Raw genomic sequence first — 19174 nt, forward strand, 5'->3', positions numbered from 1 at the left:
CGATTGAGGACGAGTCCGAAGGGCGACGGGACCCGGGGCAGGGCCCCGGCAACAGACAGCAACCAAAAACCACCAGGAAAGCAGCGGAGCGCATGCGCATCGGAATCCTCGGCCTCGGCCGCATCGGCGCCTTCCACGCCGAGACCCTCTCCGGACTCGACGCCGTCGGGTCGCTCGTCGTGGCCGACCCGTTCGCGGAGGCCGCCAAGAAGGCCGCCGAGCGGTTCGGCGCCGAGGTCGCGGACTCCCCCGAGGCCGTGCTGGCCGCCGGGGTGGACGGTGTCGTGGTCGCGGCGGCGACGGACGCCCACCCGGGCCTGATCCTGGCCGCCGTCGAGGCGGGCATCCCGGTCTTCTGCGAGAAGCCCGTCGCCAGGACCATGAGCGAGGGCGTCGAGGTCCTCGATGCCGTCCGGGGCAGTGCCGTCCCCATCCAGATCGGCTACAACCGCCGCTTCGACGCGGGCTTCGTCGCCGCGCGGGCGGCCGTGACCTCGGGCGAGCTGGGCAAACTGCACACGGTCCGCTCGACCACGCTCGACCCGGCCCCGCCGCCGGCCGCGTACGTCGCCGCCTCCGGGGGCATCTTCCGGGACTGTTCCGTGCACGACTTCGACATCATCCGCTGGGTCACCGGCCGTGAGGTGACGGAGGTGTACGCGGTCGGCGGCAACCGGGGCGCCGACTACATCAAGGCGGCGGGCGACGCCGACACCACCGGCGCGATCCTCACCCTCGACGACGGCACGATCGCGGTGGTCTCCAACTCCCGTCACAACGCCCGGGGTTACGACGTCCGCATGGAGATCCACGGCTTCACGGACTCGATCGCCGTGGGCCTGGAGGACAAGCTGCCGCTGCGTTCGGTGGAGCCCGGCGTGACCTTCCCGGCCGGTACCCCGCACGACTTCTTCATGGACCGCTTCACCGCCGCCTACCGCGCCGAACTCACCGCGTTCACCGAGGTCGTGGCCGGCACCCGTACCTCCCCGTGCACGATCGAGGACGCCCTGGAGGCGGGCTGGATCGCGGAGGCGTGCACGCTGTCCCTGCGCGAGCACCGGCCGGTGACGATCGCGGAGGTCCGCGCCTCCTGAGCGCGGCGCATCCGCGCGTGAGGGCGGCCGGGGAGAGGTGTTCCCCGGCCGCCCTCACCGGCTCACAGGCCGTAGCGGACCGCGAACTCGTCCGGGTCGTAGGCGTCCCGGGCCGGGTCACGCGGGGTGGCCGGCCGCTCCTCGACCATGTCCTGCGGGCGTACTCGCTCGGGCAGCGCGCCGAACCGGGCCCGGCGCCGGACCTCCGCGGTGCCGGCCTGCTCTTCCTCCTGCATCTCACCCTCCCCGTCCACGACTGCACACACCTGGTACCTGTCTGAACGTCCTCACCTCGCCGCTGGTTCCGCCGGCAGGTTGAAGACGTGGTCCGGGGAGATGATCGTGGTGATCGCGTCGCCGAACAGGGTGCTGGGCTCCTCGTTCTTGTAGTTGATGTCGGTGTTGAGCACGACGACGAGGGTCGTCCGGGCCGACGGCAGATAGATGGTCAGGGACTCGTAGCCGGGCAGCGAGCCGTTGTGGCCGATCCAGCCCTGCACGTTGAAGATGCCGAGACCGTAGCCGGCGCCCGGAATCGGGGTCGGCGGGGTGATCAGGCGCTGCTTCTGGGTGGCGGGGCTGACCATCCGCTCACCGTCGGGCAGCACGCCCGTGGCCACGGTACGTGCCCAGATCCGCAGGTCCTCCAGCCGGGAGATCATCGCGCCGGCCGCCCAGCCCCAGGACGGGTTCCAGTCGGCGGAGTCCTCGACCTTCCCGGTCGCGGTCTGGTCGGTGTAGCCCTGGGAGTGCGGGGTCGGGAACTCGTTGCCGGTCGGGAACAGGGTGTGGTCCAGTCCGGCCGGGTCCAGGATGTGGTCCTGGATGTAGTCGTTGAGATGCGAGCCGCTCATCTGCTCGACGACCAGGCCGAGCAGGATCAGGTTGGTGTTGCAGTAGTAGAACTTCTCCCCCGGCGGGAACAGCACGGGGTGCTTGAACGAGTAGTCGAGCAGCTGCTGCGGAGTGAACGGCCGCTGCGGGTCGGAGGTCAGCGCCTTGAAGAAGTCCTCGTCCGCCGAGTAGTTGAACAGTCCGCTGCGCATGCCGGCCAGCTGACGCAGGGTGATCTTGTCGCCGTTCGGTACGCCGTCGATGTACTCGCCGATGGTGTCGTCGAGGCCGATCTTCCCCTCGTCGACCAGTTGGAGGACGGCGGTCACGGTGAACGTCTTGGTCTCGCTGCCGATGCGCATGTAGAGCCCGGGGTCCATCGCCCGGCCGGTGCTCTTGTCGGCGACGCCGAAGGACTTCACGTACTCGCCCTTCCCGGGCGTCCAGATGCCGACGGACACGCCGGGGATGCTCGCCTGCTTCATGACCCGCTGTACGGCGTCGTCGACCTGCTGCTGTACGGCCGGGGTGAGTTCGACGACGCCGTCCCCGGACGAGGACGGCGAAGGTGGTTCGGTGCCGGTGGCTGCCGTGGGGGCCGAGGCCGGCACGGCCATCGCCCCGCCCGCGGTCGGCACCACCAGCGCCCCCACCGCGGCGGCGACGACGATCCCCCTGCGCAGTCGGATACACGAGTGTGTCATGGGCTCGCTCCCGTATGAGGAGGTTTCCGCCGCAGGCCACAGCCGCACCAGGGGGCACGGGCCGCATGCGGCCCATCACCACCACGATACGAGCGCGGGCGCGCCGCCGCCTGTCGGCGACGGCGCGACGCGCGTGGCGACCCGGTCCCGGGTCAGGCCCCGCAGGAGCGCGAAAACTTCCGGGTGCGCACCGCGACGGGCAGCGGCCGGGGGGCGTCCGGGAACCGCACGCCCCCCGGGGTCGGGGGCCGAGCCGACCCGGATGCGGTCGAGAGCGTCCGCCGTGTCAGGGCGTCCTCTCCCCGGGACTCGCCACGGGCGCGGTGAGGTCCTTCTCGTCCGGGAGCTCCTCGACGTCGACGCCGCGCACTTGGGCCAGTTCGTGTTTGAGTGCGGCGAGTTCGGTGCCGCCGGCCATGTGGTTGGTGAGTTCTTCGAGGCTGACCTGGTCGCGGGAGGCGGAGAGTTCCATGGTGCCCAGGCGCAGGACGCTGAAGTGGTCGCCGACCATGTAGGCGTGGTGGGGGTTGTGGGTGATGAAGATGACGCCGAGGCCGCGGTCGCGGGCGGCGGCGATGTACTTCAGGACCACGCCGGACTGTTTGACGCCGAGGGCGGCGGTGGGCTCGTCGAGGATGAGGACGCGGGCGCCGAAGTGGACGGCGCGGGCGATGGCGACGCACTGGCGCTGCCCGCCGGAGAGGGTGCCGATGGGCTGTTCGAGGTCGTCGAGGACGATGCCCATGTGGCGCAGTTCGTCGTCGGCGGTCTGCTTCATCTTCTCGATGTCGAGACGGCGCACGGGCCAGGGGCCCTTGGTGAGTTCGGAGCCCAGGAAGAAGTTGCGCCACACCGGCATCAGCGGCACGGTGGCCAGGTCCTGGTAGACGGTGGCGATGCCCTTGTCGAGGGCCTCGCGCGGGGTGGAGAAACGCACGGGGTGGCCGTCGACGAGGAACTCGCCCTCGGTGTGCTGGTGCAGCCCCGAGACGATCTTGATCAGCGTCGACTTGCCGGCGCCGTTGTCGCCGAGGACACAGGTCACCTGGCCGGGCCGGACGGCGAGATCGACCCCGTGCAGGGCACGGATGTTGCCGTAGGACTTGCCCGCGTTGCGCAGTTCTACGAGTGGACTGTCACCGCCCTCGGGGGCGGTGTCCGCGAGGATGGCGCCGTGCGTGCCGGTTCCGTCGGTGGTCATTCGGGTCACCTCCGGGTGGCCGTGCGCTGGACCCACAGATTGATCAGGACGGCGCCGAGGAGCATGACGCCGAGGAAGGCCTTGAACCAGTCGGGGTTCCAGCCCGCGTAGACGATGCCCTGCTGCACCATCCCGAACATGAACGCCCCGAAGACCGGGCCGATCGCCGAGCCGGCGCCGCCGGTCAGCAGACAGCCGCCGATGACGGCCGCGGAGATGTAGATCAGCTCCTGGCCGACGCCCTCGCCGGACTGCACGGTGTTGAAGGTGAACAGCTGGTGCATCCCGACGAACCAGGCACCGAAACCCACCAGCATGAACAGCGAGATCTTCGTGAACGTCACGGGCACGCCGACCGCCCGCGCGCTCTCCTTGTTACCGCCCACCGCGAAGACCCAGTTGCCGTACTTCGTCCGCAGCAGAATCCACGTGGCGATGGCCGCGAAGACCAGCCAGTACACGATGGTGATCTTGACCTGGACGCCGCCGACGTCGAAGGACGAGGCGAAGACCTTCTTCGCCTGACCGAAGCCGTCCATGTCGCTGATGTCGTCGGTGGCCACGTTGGTGGTGACCAGCTTGGTCACCGCGAGATTGACACCCTGGAGGATCAGGAACGTGCCCAGGGTGATCAGGAAGCTCGGCAGCCCGGTCTTCACGACCATCCAGCCGTTGAGGAAGCCGATCCCGAGGGACACCAGCAGGGCGACGACCACACCGACCCACACGTTCATGGTGAGTTGGTAGCTGAGCATGGACGCGGTGAGCGCCGAGGTGATGACGGCGACACCGGCCGACAGGTCGAACTCGCCGCCGATCATCAGCAGCGCCACCGGCAGCGCCATGATCCCGATCGTCGACGACTGGTACAGGATGTTGGCCATCGAACTGCCGTCACGCACCGGCGGCGCCGCGATCAGGAAGAACACGTACACCGCGACCGCGCCGAGGAACACCCCCACCTCGGGGCGGGCCAACAACCGCAGGGCCAGCGGGCGTTGCTTGGTCCGGCCGTCGCTCTCCTTGCGGCCGGGGGCCGGCGGTGTGGTCACCGCCGGCTCGGCATGGTGGGTCATGCTCATCACCGGGTGCCCTTCGCGGCGAACGAGGCGACCGCGTCGACGTTGGTCTTGTCCACGAAGGCCGGACCGGTCAGCACCGGCTGCTCGCCGCCGCCCATGTAGTTGCCGTTGTTCTTGTAGAGCCACAGCGAGTCGATCGCCAGGTAGCCCTGGAGGTAGGGCTGCTGGTCGACGGCGAACTCGATCGTGCCCTTGTCGATGGCGCTCGTCAGGTCCTTGTTGAGGTCGAAGGTGGCGATCTTGGCCTTGCTGCCCGCGTCGGCCTTCGACTGCACCGCCGTCAGAGCGAACGGGGCGCCGAGGGTGACGACGTAGTCGATGGCCTTGTCCTGGCTCAGCTTGGCGGTGATCGTCGACTTCACGGACGGCATATCGGTGCCGTTGACGTACAGGGTCTCCGTCGTGCCCGAGAACGTCTTCTTCACACCGGCACAGCGCTGGGTGAGGCCGATGTTGCCCTGTTCCTGGATGACACAGACGGCCTTCTTGGCGCCCTCGGAGTTGAGCCTGTTGCCGAGCGCCTCGCCGGCCACGGTCTCGTCCTGGCCGAAGAACTCCATCAGGCCGAGGTTCTTCCACTCGCTGACACCGGAGTTGAGACCGACCACGGGTATCTTCGCGGCCTTCGCCTTGGCTATGACGTCCTTCAGCGCGTCCGGCTTGGCGAGGGTGACCGCGATGCCGTCGACCTTCTGGTCGATCGCGTTCTGGATCAGGGTGGCCTGGTTCCCGGCGTTCGGGTCGGCGGAGTAGACCAGCTTGACGTTGTCCTTGGCGGCGGCCGCCTCGGCGCCCTTGCGGACGATGTCCCAGAAGGTGTCGCCGGGCGACTGGTGGGTCACCAGGGCGACCGTCATCTGCGGAGTGCTCGCCTTGCCCGCGGAAGCGCCGTCCGCGCTCTCGTCGGACTTCTTGCCCCCGGAACTGCTGGAGCAGCCTGCGAGGGTCAGGGCCACCGCCGCGGCCATGGCCACGACCGGGGCGATTCTGCTCGAGCGGGAGGGAGAAGAGCTGTCCATCTTTCCTGCACCTCACTGTGCGACGGAGAAAACGACGGGAAAAGGGGAGGCGATCGCGAAGATCCGGGGCCCGTTTCTACTCAGATTGGGGCCATGGGGCCGGGTCCGCGACTGTTCAGGTGTCTCGGACCCGGCGTGCGCTGCTGATGCCGGATCCAATCCCTTGCCGAGCTCACTGTCAATACTTTGTTAAGACATCATTTCACAAGCAGGTCCGAATGTAAGTACAAACTCTTGACAGTGCGGGCCCCCTGGACCTACACCTGGGAGACGCCAGGCCCACGATCACCGTGAGGAGCGTCGCACATGGCCGAGTCGGTCCAGCCACGGGACGTGATCACGATGGGTCGTACCGGGATCGATCTCTACCCCTTGCGGCCGTTCGTACCCCTTACGTGCACGGAGACGTTCGAAAAGGACCGTGTCGCCCTCGCCCGGCGGGAGTTGACCCTGACGGCCGGGACCGGGACCGGGACCCGAACGGGGACCGGGACCCGAACGGGGACCGGGGCCGGCAGGCGAACGGGAACCGGGACCGGCAGGCGAACCGAGGAACTCCTCGCAACCGGCCGACCCGGCCGCCCCGGTCCGCCCGCTCCCCAGCCGCTCTCCCACCCGACCCCACCGACCCCACCGACCCCACCGACCCGAGGAGGTGCCCCGATGGCGAAGACCGGCGACCGATCCCGTGCCGTGCCCGGCTCCGCGCTCGACCTGCTGCATTTCGCCCTGGACCGCACCAGCCCCGTGCCGCTCTACTACCAGCTCGCCCAGCAGTTGGAGGCGGCGATCGAACAGGGAGCGCTCGCCCCGGGCAATCTCCTCGGCAACGAGATCGACCTGTCGACCCGCCTCGGCCTGTCCCGCCCGACGGTCCGCCAGGCCATCCAGTCCCTGGTCGACAAGGGCCTCCTGGTGCGCCGCCGGGGAGTCGGCACCCAGGTCGTGCACAGCCAGGTGAAACGGCCGCTGGAACTGAGCAGCCTCTACGACGACCTGGAGGCGGCCGGACAGGGACCCACCACGCACGTCGTCCGCAACGAGCACGTGCCGGCGACCGCCGACGTGGCCGCCGCGCTCGGCGTCCCCGAGGGGAGCGAGGTCACCCTGCTGGAGCGGCTGCGCGCCACGCACGGACAGCCGGTGGCGTTCCTGTGCAACTACCTGCCCCCGGCCCTGCTGGACCTCGACACGGAACGCCTGGAGTCGACGGGCCTGTACCGGCTGCTGCGTTCGGCGGGCATCACCCTGCACAGCGCCCGCCAGACCATCGGCGCCCGCTCCGCCACCGCCGAGGAGGCCGAGCTGCTGGCCGAGAAGAAGGGGGCGGCCCTGCTGACCATGCAGCGCACGGCGTACGACGACACCGGCCGGCCGGTCGAGTACGGGACGCACATCTACCGCGCGTCCCGGTACGCGTTCGACTTCCAGCTGCTGGTCAGACCCTGAGGACCGCCGAGGACGCCCCGGGACCTACCTCGGGGCCATCCGCAGCGCGCCGTCCATGCGGACGGTCTCGCCGTTGAGGTAGTCGTGGTCGACGATCGCCAGGGCCAGCCGGGCGTACTCCTCGGGCCGGGCCAGGCGGCGCGGGAAGGGCACGCCCTCGGCGAGCGAGGCGCGGAACTCCTCCGACACCGTCGCCAGCATCGGCGTCTCCACGATGCCCGGGGCGATGGTGCACACCCGGATCCCGTACTGCGCGAGGTCGCGGGCGGCGGGCAGGGTCAGGCCGACGACCCCGCCCTTGGAGGACGCGTAGGCGGCCTGGCCGATCTGTCCGTCGTACGCGGCGATGGAGGCGGTGTTGACGATGACGCCCCGCTGGCCGTTCTCGTCGGCCTCGGTCGCGGCGATGGCCTCGGAGGCGAGCGCGAGCACGTTGAAGGTGCCGATCAGGTTGATCTGGATCACCTTGGCGTACAGGCCGAGGTCGTGGACGCCCTTCTTGCCGAGGATCCGCGCGGACGGGCCGATTCCGGCGCAGTTGACGACCGTGCGCAGCGGGACACCGGAGCCCGCCGCGGTGGCGACGGCGGCGCCGACCTGCTCGGGGTCGGTGACGTCGGCGGGCACATAGGTCACGCCGGGCACCGCGGGTGCCTTGTCGATGCCGTCCTTGAGGTCGAGGGCGAAGACCTGGGCGCCGCCCTCGGCGAGGGCCTTCGCGGTGGCCGCGCCGAGGCCGGACGCACCGCCGGTGACAAGGGCGGCGGTGTTCTCGAGCTGCATCATCACTCCTTGCCGAGGACGGTGAGCACACCGCCCTCGTCACGGTCCAGCGCACGGGAGATGATCATGCGCTGGATCTGGTTGGTTCCTTCGAAGATCTGCATGACCTTGGCCTCGCGCATATAGCGCTCCACCGGGAAGTCACGGGTGTATCCGTACCCCCCGAGGACCTGCACGGCGTCCGTGGTCACCTTCATGGCGTTGTCCGTGGCCACGAGTTTGGCGACCGACGCCTCCCGTGTGAAGGGCAGGCCGAGATCCTTCAACCGGGCGGCGGACAGCGCGGTGGCCCGCGCCGACTCGATCGCGGCGCTCATGTCGGCGAGCACGAACGCCAGCCCCTGGTGCTCGATGATCGGCTTGCCGAAGGTCTCCCGCTCCCGCGCGTAGCGCACCGCGTGGTCGAGGGCCCCCTGGGCGAGGCCGGTGGCGACGGCCGAGATGCCCAGCCGTCCGCAGTCGAGGGAGGCGAGCGCGATCTTCAGCCCCTGCCCCTCCTGCCCGATCAGCCGCTCGACGGGCACCCGGACGTTCTCCAGCCGCATGGTCGCGGTCGCCGAGCCCGTCAGGCCCATCTTCCGCTCCGGCGGGTCGGCGCTCAGTCCCGGGGTGCCGGCCGGGATCAGGAAGCAGGAGATGCCGCGCGCCCGGTCGTCGGAGGTGCGGGCCATGACCGTGTAGAAGTCGGCGTAACCGCCGTGCGTGGTCCAGGCCTTGGTGCCGTTGAGCACGTAGTGGTCGCCGTCGCGGACCGCGCGGGTGAGCATGGCCGCCGGGTCGGAGCCGGCGTGCGGCTCGGACAGGCAGTAGGCGCCGAGCAGCTCACCGCCCAGCATGTCCGGCAGCCACCTGCGCCGCTGCTCCTCGGTGCCGAAGCGGGCCAGCGGGAAGCAGGACAGGGCGTGCACGGAGATGCCCACGGCGACGCTCGACCAGACCGCGGCGACCTCCTCCAGCACCTGGAGGTAGACCTCGTAGGGCTGGTCCGCCCCGCCGTCCTCCTCGGCGAAGGGCAGCCCGAGCAGGCCGCTGCGCCCGAGGGTGCGGAAGACGTCCCGGGGGAACGCCTCGTCCGCCTCCGCGTCGGCGACCCGGGGTGCGAGTTCCTTGGCGGCGAGGGTGCGCGTGAGCTGGATGAGCTCGACGGCTTCCTCGGTCGGCAGGGCACGAGTGGCAGGCATGGTGACCTCCACGTAGGAGTACCGGTGAGTACTGGAAGTGATACTGGAGTGCGTACGAACGTATCATTCACAGTACGGCACGAGGGCGGTGCCCGGCATCCGACCACGGTCGGAAAATGTCCCTTCAGGAGGAGACGGCGTGCACGATGAGCGACGCGAGCTGTTCGTAGGCCTCCGCGTCGGTCAGCCCGGTGCGGGTCTTGAGTTCGCCCTGCTGGATCTGGCGCATGGTCGCGGCGGCGACCTCGCCGACGAACGCCGTGTGCACCTCGCGGAAGGCGCCGTCCGAGACGCCCTCGGCGATCAGCCGGCGCACCCGCTCCGCGGCCATCCGCGTGTTGGCCTCGTACACCTCGCGGGCCGGCGGGAAGTCCGCCACGTCGTCGAGGAACCGGCGGGAGAGCGGGCGCAGCTGTTCGGCCACGGCGGTCAGGTACACGCGGACGCGGTCCGAGGGGTCGACGGTCTGCGCCACCCGCTTCTCGACCGCCTCGGTGGCCCCGCGGAAGTAGTGCTTGACCGCCTCCACGACCAGCCCCTGCTTGCTGCGGGCGAGCTGGTACAGGGTCGTCTTGGAGCAGCGCAGCCGCTCGGCGAGGTCGTCCAGGGTGAGGTCCGAGAACCCCTCCGCCGTCAGTAGCGCGACGAGGCGTTCCAACAGGTCGGCCTGTCTGGCGGTACGGCGGTTGGACGGCATGATCTCAGCGTAGCCTCCCCCCTTGCTCCCGGGGTGACCTCCGCAGGGCGCCCCGGTCGGCGCCCGGTCGTCAGTGCGCGGCGTCCAGCCGGGAGCGCTGGTCCTCGGTCAGCTCCAGGTCGACGGCGGCCAGGTTCTCCTCCAGTTGCGCCACCGACGACGCCCCGGCCAGCGGGACGATCGGCGCCTCGCCGCCCAACTGCCAGGCCAGCACGACCTGGTTGACGCTCGCGCCGGTCTCTCGGGCGACCTCGCGCAGCACGGCGAGCCGGGCCGGGGTGCCCGGGTGGTCGTAGTCCGGCGGCAGGGGCTTGTCCGTCCGTACGTAGGCGCCGGCGAGCAGCGGCGAGTAGGCGACCAGGGTGAGGCCGGGCTCGGCCCGCAGATAGCCGAGGAGTTCGGCGCCGGCGTGCCCGAGGCTGCCGTCCGGGAAGAGCTCGTCGGGGACGTCGAAACGCGGGCGCAGATGGCTGTGCTGGTACTGGAGCACCTCGTAGCCGGGCAGTCCCGCCGCGGCGGCGAGGGCGCGGGCCCGCTCCACCCGCCACATGGCCTGGTTACTCACCCCGAGCAGGCCGACCGTGCCCTCCGCGACGAGTTCCGCGAAGCCCTCGACGGTCTCGCGCTGCGGGACGGCGTGGTCGTCGATGTGGGCGTAGAGCAGGTCCAGCTTCTGCACGCCGAGCCGCTCCCGGCTGCGTTCGGCGGACTCCCGGATCACCTTCGCGGAAAGGCCCTCCGCGTTGTCCGTGTAGCTGGTGCCCGGCGCCAGCGGCCGGGCGCCGAGCTTGGTCGCGACGACGATCTCGTGGCCGACGCCCCGGCTGCGCCGCCACCGCCCGATCAGTTCCTCGCTCTGGCCGCCCTGGCCGCCGTCGACCCAGAAGGCGTAGTTGTCGGACGTGTCGACGAAGTTCCCGCCGGCCTCGACGTACCGGTCGAGAATGGCGAAGGACGTCTCCTCGTCCGTCACCGACCCGAACAGCATCGCCCCGAGCGCGAGCACACTGACCTCGCGCCGGGTGGCCGGGTCGGTGCCTATGGTGCGGTACTTCATGCTGGATCCTCCCGTTCGGCCGGTGTCCTCCGGCTCGAACGGGAGTCTTGCCCTTGAAGTGCGCTTGAGGGCAAGGGCTTTTACCGCGGCGGCTAAGGCGGCCGACGGGACCGGCGATGCCCCGAACGCACCGAAGCCGCCTTCTCGATGACGAGAAAGCGGCTTCCGACCTGCCGTGAAGCTGGTCGGGACGACAGGATTTGAACCTGCGACCCCTTGACCCCCAGTCAAGTGCGCTACCAAGCTGCGCCACGTCCCGGTGCGCTTCGCACGGTGTTCGCCGTGTGATCGCGCGAACAGCACTTTACCCCACACCGGGCGGTGCGCCGTAGAGGGCCCGGGCGCGGGACAATCGCCGTATGGACCGTTTGGACAGCACAGGAGGTACGAGCGGCGGCCGGCCCGCCGGTCCCCGGGACCGGGACGGCGAGGGGCGGGCGCGCAACGCCCGGCCGCGGGACGGGCTCGGCCGGCCCCTGCCGTACGGCACACCCGGTGTGGAGCGGCAGCCCGAGGGCGTCGTCCGCACCCCGGAGGCGACCGTCACCGAGGCGCAGGCCCTGCTGGACGCCGGGAAGCCCTTCCACGCCCACGAGGTCTTCGAGGACGCCTGGAAGGCGGGCCCGGAGGCGGAGCGGACCCTGTGGCGCGGGCTCGCGCAGCTCGCGGTGGGTCTGACGCACGCCGCCCGGGGGAACCTCACGGGCGGGGCGCGGCTGCTGCGGCGCGGGGCCGGGGCGGTGCAGGAGTGGGCGGCAGGCGCGGGGCAGGGCCGGCCGTACGGGATGGATCTCGCCGGTCTGGCCCGCTGGGCTCGGGAGCTGGCGGACACCGTCGAGCGGACCGGCGCCGCCGTGGACGCGAGGGCGCGGGCGCCCCGGCTGCGCTGACCCGCCCCGGTCACTGTCAGTGGCGTACGGCAGACTCGTGACGTGCGAAAGATTCATGTCATCGGTATCGGCGCGGGCGACCCCGACCAGCTGACCCTCCAGGCGGTCCGGGCGCTGCGCAGCACGGACGTGTTCTTCGTCCTGGACAAGGGCGAGGTGAAGAGCGACCTGACGCGGTTGCGCCACGACATGCTCGACACGCACCTGCCGGACGGCGCGTACCGGGTGGTCGAGGCCCGGGACCCGGAGCGGGACCGCCGGGCCGGCGGCGCGGCCTACTCCCCGGCCGTCGGCGACTGGCGCAGCGCCCGCGCCGGGATCTACGAGCGGCTGATCACCGAGGAACTCGGCGAGGACCAGAGCGGCGCGTTCCTGGTCTGGGGCGACCCGGCACTCTACGACAGCACGCTGGCCATCCTCCAGGAGGTGCTGGCCCGGGGCGCGGTGACCTTCGAGTACGACGTCGTCCCCGGCATCAGCAGCGTCTCGGCGCTCGTCGCCCGGCACCGCACGGGCCTGAACCGGGTGGCGCGTCCGGTGCAGATCACGACGGGCCGGCGGCTCGCCGAGGGCTTCCCCGAGGGGGTGGACGACGTGGTGGTGATGCTGGACGCCCACCAGGCCTTCCGGCAGTACGCCGAGGAGGACGTCGACATCTACTGGGGCGCCTACATAGGGACCCCGGACGAGATCCTCGTCTCCGGTCCGATCGCCGAGGCCGGCCCCCGCATCGAGCGGCTGCGCGCCGAGGCACGCGAACGCAAGGGCTGGATCATGGACACCTATCTGCTGCGCCGCAATCCGGGGCAGGAGTAACCGCCCCCGGGCGGCCCGTCCCCGCGTGCGCGGCGGGGGCGCCGGTGTGATCGTGACCTCGTGACCGTCACCGAGGAAATCGCTCCGGCCGCAGCCCAGCCGCCCGTCCTGGACCCGCGCCGGCGGAACATCGTCTTCGGGACGATCGTGCTGGGGATGCTGCTGGCGGCCCTGGACCAGACGATCGTGGGTACGGCACTGCCGACGATCGTGTCGGACCTCGGCGGGGCCGCGCACATGTCGTGGGTGGTCACCTCGTACCTCCTCGCGGAGACCGTCGCGACGGTGCTGGTCGGCAAGTTCGGTGACCTGTTCGGCCGCAAGGTGGTCTTCCAGGTCTCGGCGATCGTGTTCATCACGGGCTCGTTCCTGTGCGGCCTGGCGACCAACATGTCGCTGCTGATCGCCTGGCGGGCCATGCAGGGCATCGGCGCGGGCGGCCTGATGGTGACGGCGATGGCGCTGATCGCCGACGTCATCCCGCTGCGGGAGCGGGGCAAGTACCAGGGCGCGATCGGGGCCGTGTTCGGCGTGGCCACCGTCATCGGACCGCTGCTGGGCGGGCTGTTCACCGACCATCTGTCCTGGCGATGGGCGTTCTACGTCAACGTGCCCATCGCGATCCTCGTCGTGTTCGCGGCCGCCCGCACCATCCCGGTGGTGAAGTCGGCGGTCCGGCCGGTCATCGACTACCTGGGCATCGCGCTGGTCGCGGTCGGCGCGAGCGCGCTGATCCTGGCGACGAGCTGGGGCGGCAACGAGTACGCGTGGGGTTCGGGCGTCATCATCGGCCTGTTCGTCGGCGGTGCCGTCGCGCTCGCCCTCTTCTGCCTGGTCGAGACACGGGCGCAGCAACCCATGCTTCCCATGCGGCTGTTCGGCAACCCGGTCTTCTCCGTCTGCTCGATCCTCAGCTTCATCGTCGGCTTCGCGATGCTCGGCGCGCTGACCTATCTGCCGACCTACCTCCAGTACGTCGACGGCGACTCGGCCACCGTCTCCGGTGTGCGCACGCTGCCCATGGTGCTCGGCCTGCTCATCGCGTCGGTCTTCAGCGGCAACGTGGTCAGCAAGACCGGGCAGTACCGTCTCTTCCCGATCGTCGGGTCGCTGGTGATGGGCGTCGGCCTGTATCTGATGTCCCGCATGGGTCCCGGCACGGGCGCGTGGCTGGAATCGCTGTACATGTTCGTGCTCGGCACCGGCATCGGCCTGTCCATGCAGGTGCTCACGATCGCCGTGCAGAACACCGTCGAGTACGCCGACCTGGGCACCGCCACCTCCGGTGTCACCTTCTTCCGCACCCTCGGCAGCTCCTTCGGCACGGCCGTCTTCGGCACCCTGTACACCAACTCCCTCACCCCGAACCTGAAGGAGGGCATCGGGGCGGCCACGTCGGCGGCGGCGGGCAGCGTCGACACGGCGACCATCGCCAGGGCGGCGACCAGCCCGGAGGGCCTGCACCGACTGCCCTCCGACATCGCCGACCCGATCGTCCACGCCTACGCGGACACCATCCAGACGGTGTTCCTGTGGACGGTGCCGGTCGCGGCCGTCGGTTTCGTCGTCGCCCTGTTCCTGAAGCAGGTCGAGCTGCGCGACAGCGCGCGGATGAGCTCCACCGACATGGGAGAGGGGTTCGGCCAGCCGTCCGGCGCGGACTCCCGGCGGGTGCTGGAGGCTTCCGTCGCGAAGATCATCGGCGGTACGGACGCGGACACCGCGCGCCGCATCGTCGAGAGCTCCGACACCCGCCTCGACGTGGCCGGGGCCTGGGCGGTGATGCAGGTCGAGCTGTTCACCCGGATGGTCGGGCACACGAGCCTCGGGCTCGTCGCCGCCCGTCGGCATCTGCCGCCCGAGGTGCTGCTGCCGGTGTTCGACCGCATGGTCGACGAGGGCTATCTGACCCGCCACGGTTCCCTGCTGTCCCATACGGAGGCGGGCACGCGCGAGGCCGGGGTGATCACCCACGCGTGGGGCGAGTGGCTGGAGGAGCGGGTGGCGCAGGACATCGGCCGTCCGGCGGGCGGCGACCTGCGGGCGGCGGTGGACACCATCGCCAAGCGGCTCCTGGTCGAGGATCTCAACGAGGGCCTGCCCCGACGCCGTCCGGAGCCGGAGCCGGCGGCCGTCGCGGCGCCCTGAGGACCGGCTGTCCGGGCCGTACGGCTAGCGCAGCAGGAGTTGGAGGCCGCCCACCACGGTCGCCGCGATCACCAGTCGCTCGAAGAGCCGCTGGTCGATACGGGGCACGGCCCACCTGCCGAGCAGCGCGCCGGGAACGACGAACGCCACGAGGGCCGCGTCCAGGAGGAGGGATTCCCCGTCGATGAGTCCGAGGCTCGCGCTGAACGGCACCTTCGAGACGTTGACGATCAGGAAGAAGAAGGCGGAGGTGCCGAGGAAGCCGAGTTTGCGGAAGCCGGCCGAGAGCAGGTACATCGACATCACCGGCCCGCCGGCGTTGGCGACCATGGTGGTGAAGCCGCCGAGGACACCGTAGGAGCGGGCCTTGACGCGACCGGACCGGGTGGCCACGGCGTCGGGTTCGGCGTCCGCGTCGGCCGTGCGGCGCCGCCACACCGTGACGCCCGCCATCAGCAGCAGGATCGCGCCGATCGAGGTGCGCACCGTCCCGTCGTCGGCCCAGACCAGGAACACGGTCCCGAAGACCACGCCGGCCGCGACCGCCGGGAACAGCCGCCACAGGGTGGGCCAGTGGGCGTGCCGACGGTAGGTGAGGACGGCGAGGACGTCGCCGGCGATCAGGATCGGCAGCAGGACGCCGGTGGAGGCGCGGGCGGGCAGGATCGCCGCGAAGATCGCGAGGCTGACCGTGTTGGCCCCGCTGACGGCCGTCTTGGAGAAGCCGACGAGCAGGGCCGCGAGGGCCAGCGCCGCGAACTCCCAGCCGGTGATGTGCCACAAGTTCATCGTGTTCATGCGGAGACCGATGCTACGCACACCTACCGGACGGCCCGAAGCCGTCTCGCCTGGTGGCCGTTCCCGCCCCGCCGGCCCCTCACCCGGTGGTCCCGGCCGACGCCGTCGGCGCCGCGCAGCGCCTCCCGGTGCCGCTCAGTGCCCTCAGTAGTACCCCTCAGTGCCTCTCCACCAGTACCGCGCTGCCCTGTCCGACGCCCACGCACATCGTGGCCAGCCCGCGCCGCGCTCCCGTGCGGCGCATGCGGTGCAGGAGGGTGGTGAGGATGCGGGCGCCCGAGCAGCCGAGCGGGTGGCCGAGGGCGATCGCACCGCCGCTGGGGTTGACCCGGCCGGGGTCGATGCCGAGCTGGTCGACGCAGGCGAGCACCTGGGCGGCGAACGCCTCGTTGAACTCGGCCTCCTGGACGTCGTCGACGCTCCAGTCGGCCCGGGCCAGCGCCTTGCGGGTGGCGGGGACCGGGCCGATGCCCATCACGTCGGGGTGGACGCCGGCGGAGGCGCCCGCGACATACCGGCCCAGGGACTCCAGCCCCAGTTCGTTCAGTGCCTCCTCGCTGACGAGGAGGAGCCCGGCGGCGCCGTCGTTCATGGGTGAGGCGTTGCCCGCGGTGACCGTGCCGCCCTCCCGGAACACGGGCTTCAGCTTCGCGAGCTTCTCCGGCGAGGTGTCCTCGCGGATGCCCTCGTCGGCGTCGACGACCACGCCGTCCGGGCGCCGTACGGGCAGGAGTTCGTCGTCGAAGTGACCGTCCCCCCGGGCCAGCGCCGCCAGGCGGTGGCTGCGCAGGGCGAACGCGTCCTGGCGCTCGCGCGTGATGCCGTACCGGGTGGCGACCTCCTCGGCGGTCTCTCCCATGGCGAGCAGGCCGTGCAGCTCCTTCATGGCGGGGTTGACCAGGCGCCAGCCGAGCCGGGTGTCGACGGTCTCGACGCGGTGCGGGAGGGCCTCGTCGGGGCGGGCCAGCACGAAGGGGGCGCGGCTCATCGACTCGGAGCCGCCGGCCAGCACGATGTCGGCCTCGCCCGCGGCGATCGTGCGGGCCGCGGTCGTGACGGCCTCGAGCCCGGAGGCGCACAGCCGGTTCACCGTGGCGCCGGGCACGGTCTCGGGGAGGCCGGCGAGCAGGGCGGCCATCCGGGCGACGTTGCGGTTGTCCTCGCCCGCCTGGTTGGCGGCGCCCCAGTAGACGTCGTCGATACGGGCCGGGTCGAGCGCGGGCACCTCGGCGACCAGGCCCCGGATGACGGTCGCGGCGAGGTCGTCGGGCCGTACGCAGGACAGGGCTCCGCGCAGTCTGCCGACGGGGGTGCGGCGGGCGGCCGCGAAGTGGACGGGACGCACGTCAGGACTCCTTGATTAGCACTGCTAGTTTTTCGACTGTAGACCCCGGCCCGACCCCCTGGGAAGATCCCCGGAAGCCTTCGCCGACGCAGCTGGAGGAGCGATGACCGAACACGTCCTCACCGGGACCCGCGGCACGATCGTCGTACACGAGTGGTCCCCTCCGCGGCCCCGCCGGCTCGTCCTCGTGGTGCACGGCTACGGCGAGCACGCCGGCCGCTACGGTGAACTCGCCGACGCCCTGACCGGGCACGGCGCGGCCGTCTTCGCCCCCGACCACATGGGGCACGGCAGGTCGGCGGGCGAGCGCGTGGTGATCGAGGACTTCGAGGACGTGGTCACCGATGTGCACGCCGCGGCGCGGCTCGCCCGGGCCGCGCACCCGGACCTCCCCCTGATCGTGATCGGGCACTCCATGGGCGGCCTGATCGCGGCCCGGTACGCCCAGCGGTACGGCCGCGCACTCGCCGCGCTCGTGCTGTCCGGCCCGGTGATCGGCGGCTGGGAGCTGCCCGGCCGGCTGCTGGCGCACGAGCGGATCCCCGACCTCCCCGTCTCGCCCGCCGCCCTCTCCCGCGACCCCGCGGTGGGCGCGGCCTACGCGGCGGACGAACTGGTCTGGCACGGGCCGATGAAGCGGCCGACGCTGGAGGCGTTCGTACGGACCCTGGAGACCGTGGCCGAGGGCGGCGACACCGGCCCGCTGCCCCTGCTGTGGCTGCACGGCGACGACGACCGGCTGGTCCCGCTGCCCGGCAGCCGGACCGGCGTCGAGCGGCTGAGCGGCGGCGCGCTCACCGAGCGGATCTACCCGGGGGCCCGGCACGAGGTCTTCAACGAGACGAACCGCGCCGAGGTGTTCGCGGACGTGACGCGCTTCCTGGACGGTGTGCCCGCTTCCTGAGAAGGAACGGAGATGCGGCTGTTTGCGGTGGTGTGACCGGGGCACCCGCGCCTGCATGGAGTGGTTGCGCAGTGCCGCCTGTGTGGGCGAGGACCCTGAGCTGTTCTTCCCCGTGGGCACGAGCGGACCCGCCCTGCGCGACACCGCGGCGGCCAAACGCGTCTGCGCCCGCTGCACGGTGCGTGCCGAATGCCTGTCGTACGCGTTCGCGATCGGACGGACGTCGGGTGTGTGGGGCGGGACCGGCGAGGAGGAACGCGCGGAACTGCTCCGTACCGCCAGACACGACGCGACGACGAGGAGCACCGCATGACTGTCGTGAAGAGCCCCCTGCCCGAACCGGCCCGCCAGGTCACCTTCGACGCGTTGCAGACCACCCTCGTGGATCTTCTCGGCCTCTCCCTGATCGGGAAGCAGGCGCACTGGAACATCGTGGGGCCCCGGTTCCGCTCGATCCACCTCCAGCTCGACGAGGTGGTCTCGACCGCCCGCACGTTCTCCGACACGGTGGCGGAGCGCGCGGCGGCGCTGGGCCTGCCGCCCGACGGCCGCCCGGAGACGATCGCCTCGGCGTTCACCCTGCCCTCCCCCAAGGACGGCTGGCTGCGCGACGAGGACGTCGTCCAGGTGATCGCGGAGACGCTGGGGGCGGCCATCGCACGGCTGCGGGAGCGGATCACGGCGACCGAGCAGGCGGATCCGGTCACCCAGGACCTGCTCATCGGCATCACCGCCGAGCTGGAGAAGCAGCGATGGATGTTCGAGGCGGAGAACTGGCCGCGCGAGCACTGATCCACCAAAGGAGCGGAACACCCGTCATGACCGACGCACTCGAACTCGACGCGCTGTGGGAGGAATTCCACCGCGTGGTGAACATGACCTCGCAGGAACTGGCCGCCTGGCTGCGGGTGCGGGACGCCGACGAGAACGCCGAGCCCCTGCCCGAGGAGGCGGGGACCCCCACCGGGCAGCATGTGCTGGCGATCCTCCAGAAGCGGCGCACCGACCTGACCGACGACGACGTCCGGGTGATGTACCGGGTCGTGGACACCGTCACCGCGCAGGCGGACCCGGAGAACGAGCCCAGGGCCGAGGACACCCGCGCACGCCATCGTCTGATGACGATCGGCCACGATCCGCTCAAGCCCTGAGGCCCCGCGCGGGCCGTC

20 protein-coding genes and 1 tRNA gene are annotated in these 19174 nt (G+C 71.0%); 9 read left to right on the top strand and 12 right to left on the bottom strand.

The features are described 5' to 3' along the window. Positions 1-92: 92 nt before the first annotated feature. Positions 93-1097, top strand: a complete 1005-nt coding sequence (locus OG933_RS08050) for a Gfo/Idh/MocA family oxidoreductase (RefSeq protein WP_362518840.1) — start codon at positions 93-95, stop codon at positions 1095-1097. Between the two features lie 62 nt (positions 1098-1159). On the opposite strand, the gene OG933_RS08055 is transcribed toward OG933_RS08050, so the two are convergent. From OG933_RS08055 to OG933_RS08075, 5 genes are all read right to left on the bottom strand, one after another. Beyond that, positions 1160-1333: a hypothetical protein gene (locus OG933_RS08055; protein WP_314219758.1), complete on the bottom strand. Its 174-nt coding sequence runs from the start codon at positions 1331-1333 to the stop codon at positions 1160-1162. Positions 1334-1384: 51 nt separating this feature from the next. Then, positions 1385-2635, bottom strand: coding sequence for a serine hydrolase domain-containing protein (locus tag OG933_RS08060; RefSeq protein WP_362518834.1), 1251 nt, complete (start codon positions 2633-2635; stop codon positions 1385-1387). Positions 2636-2921: 286 nt separating this feature from the next. Further along, positions 2922-3836 (bottom strand): ATP-binding cassette domain-containing protein, encoded by a 915-nt coding sequence (locus tag OG933_RS08065; protein WP_405626210.1) that lies wholly within the window; start codon positions 3834-3836, stop codon positions 2922-2924. A 5-nt stretch (positions 3837-3841) separates the two neighbouring features. After that, complete coding sequence (locus OG933_RS08070; RefSeq protein ID WP_362518828.1) at positions 3842-4918, bottom strand: ABC transporter permease; 1077 nt, start codon at positions 4916-4918, stop codon at positions 3842-3844. Continuing rightward, a complete protein-coding gene (locus OG933_RS08075; RefSeq protein ID WP_362518825.1) occupies positions 4918-5937 on the bottom strand; it encodes a sugar ABC transporter substrate-binding protein in 1020 nt (339 codons plus the stop codon). The genes OG933_RS08070 and OG933_RS08075 overlap by 1 nt, the downstream gene beginning before the upstream one ends. A 663-nt stretch (positions 5938-6600) precedes the next feature. Here OG933_RS08075 and OG933_RS08080 point away from each other — a divergent pair. Continuing rightward, complete coding sequence (locus tag OG933_RS08080; RefSeq protein WP_362518820.1) at positions 6601-7386, top strand: GntR family transcriptional regulator; 786 nt, start codon at positions 6601-6603, stop codon at positions 7384-7386. 24 nt (positions 7387-7410) lie between these two features. Here OG933_RS08080 and OG933_RS08085 read toward each other — a convergent pair whose 3' ends face one another. The 5 genes from OG933_RS08085 to OG933_RS08105 all read right to left on the bottom strand — a co-directional run bounded on the left by OG933_RS08085 (position 7411) and on the right by OG933_RS08105 (position 11363). Further along, on the bottom strand, positions 7411-8169 hold the full coding sequence (locus OG933_RS08085) for an SDR family NAD(P)-dependent oxidoreductase (RefSeq protein WP_362520044.1): 759 nt from the start codon (positions 8167-8169) through the stop codon (positions 7411-7413). A gap of 2 nt (positions 8170-8171) precedes the next feature. After that, a complete protein-coding gene (locus OG933_RS08090; RefSeq protein WP_405626214.1) occupies positions 8172-9350 on the bottom strand; it encodes an acyl-CoA dehydrogenase family protein in 1179 nt (392 codons plus the stop codon). 124 nt (positions 9351-9474) lie between these two features. Next, positions 9475-10047 carry a TetR/AcrR family transcriptional regulator gene (locus OG933_RS08095; protein ID WP_054241316.1) on the bottom strand — a complete coding sequence of 191 codons (573 nt, stop codon included), beginning with the start codon at positions 10045-10047 and terminating at the stop codon, positions 9475-9477. 70 nt (positions 10048-10117) lie between these two features. Beyond that, a complete protein-coding gene (locus tag OG933_RS08100; RefSeq protein WP_405626215.1) occupies positions 10118-11104 on the bottom strand; it encodes an aldo/keto reductase in 987 nt (328 codons plus the stop codon). A 182-nt stretch (positions 11105-11286) separates the two neighbouring features. Beyond that, a tRNA-Pro gene (locus OG933_RS08105) sits at positions 11287-11363 on the bottom strand. 100 nt (positions 11364-11463) lie between these two features. On the opposite strand from OG933_RS08105, the gene OG933_RS08110 reads away from it, so the two are divergent. Genes OG933_RS08110 through OG933_RS08120 form a run of 3 tightly spaced genes read left to right on the top strand, consistent with a single transcriptional unit; the run spans position 11464 to position 14958 of the window. Continuing rightward, on the top strand, positions 11464-11994 hold the full coding sequence (locus tag OG933_RS08110) for a DUF309 domain-containing protein (RefSeq protein ID WP_405626217.1): 531 nt from the start codon (positions 11464-11466) through the stop codon (positions 11992-11994). Positions 11995-12036: 42 nt separating this feature from the next. Next, positions 12037-12810: a precorrin-6A synthase (deacetylating) gene (cobF, locus tag OG933_RS08115; RefSeq protein WP_362277181.1), complete on the top strand. Its 774-nt coding sequence runs from the start codon at positions 12037-12039 to the stop codon at positions 12808-12810. A gap of 60 nt (positions 12811-12870) precedes the next feature. Next, a complete protein-coding gene (locus OG933_RS08120) occupies positions 12871-14958 on the top strand; it encodes an MDR family MFS transporter (RefSeq protein WP_405626219.1) in 2088 nt (695 codons plus the stop codon). A gap of 24 nt (positions 14959-14982) precedes the next feature. Here OG933_RS08120 and OG933_RS08125 read toward each other — a convergent pair whose 3' ends face one another. Then, positions 14983-15756 (bottom strand): sulfite exporter TauE/SafE family protein, encoded by a 774-nt coding sequence (locus OG933_RS08125; RefSeq protein ID WP_362518804.1) that lies wholly within the window; start codon positions 15754-15756, stop codon positions 14983-14985. Positions 15757-15913: 157 nt separating this feature from the next. Next, a complete protein-coding gene (locus tag OG933_RS08130; protein WP_362518801.1) occupies positions 15914-17101 on the bottom strand; it encodes a thiolase family protein in 1188 nt (395 codons plus the stop codon). Positions 17102-17204: 103 nt separating this feature from the next. Here OG933_RS08130 and OG933_RS08135 point away from each other — a divergent pair, with 103 nt between their 5' ends. Genes OG933_RS08135 through OG933_RS08150 form a run of 4 tightly spaced genes read left to right on the top strand, consistent with a single transcriptional unit; the run spans position 17205 to position 19156 of the window. Then, complete coding sequence (locus OG933_RS08135; RefSeq protein ID WP_362518799.1) at positions 17205-18005, top strand: lysophospholipase; 801 nt, start codon at positions 17205-17207, stop codon at positions 18003-18005. 55 nt (positions 18006-18060) lie between these two features. Then, positions 18061-18318: a WhiB family transcriptional regulator gene (locus OG933_RS08140; protein ID WP_057604293.1), complete on the top strand. Its 258-nt coding sequence runs from the start codon at positions 18061-18063 to the stop codon at positions 18316-18318. Then, the gene (locus OG933_RS08145) at positions 18315-18797 is read left to right on the top strand and encodes a DNA starvation/stationary phase protection protein (protein ID WP_362518795.1); all 483 of its coding nucleotides are present in this window, start codon (positions 18315-18317) and stop codon (positions 18795-18797) included. The genes OG933_RS08140 and OG933_RS08145 overlap by 4 nt, the downstream gene beginning before the upstream one ends. A 26-nt stretch (positions 18798-18823) precedes the next feature. Then, positions 18824-19156: a DUF3140 domain-containing protein gene (locus OG933_RS08150; protein WP_405626223.1), complete on the top strand. Its 333-nt coding sequence runs from the start codon at positions 18824-18826 to the stop codon at positions 19154-19156. Positions 19157-19174 lie beyond the last annotated feature (18 nt).

This window comes from Streptomyces sp. NBC_00016 (assembly GCF_045040885.1).
GTDB classification, from domain to species: domain Bacteria; phylum Actinomycetota; class Actinomycetes; order Streptomycetales; family Streptomycetaceae; genus Streptomyces; species Streptomyces coriariae.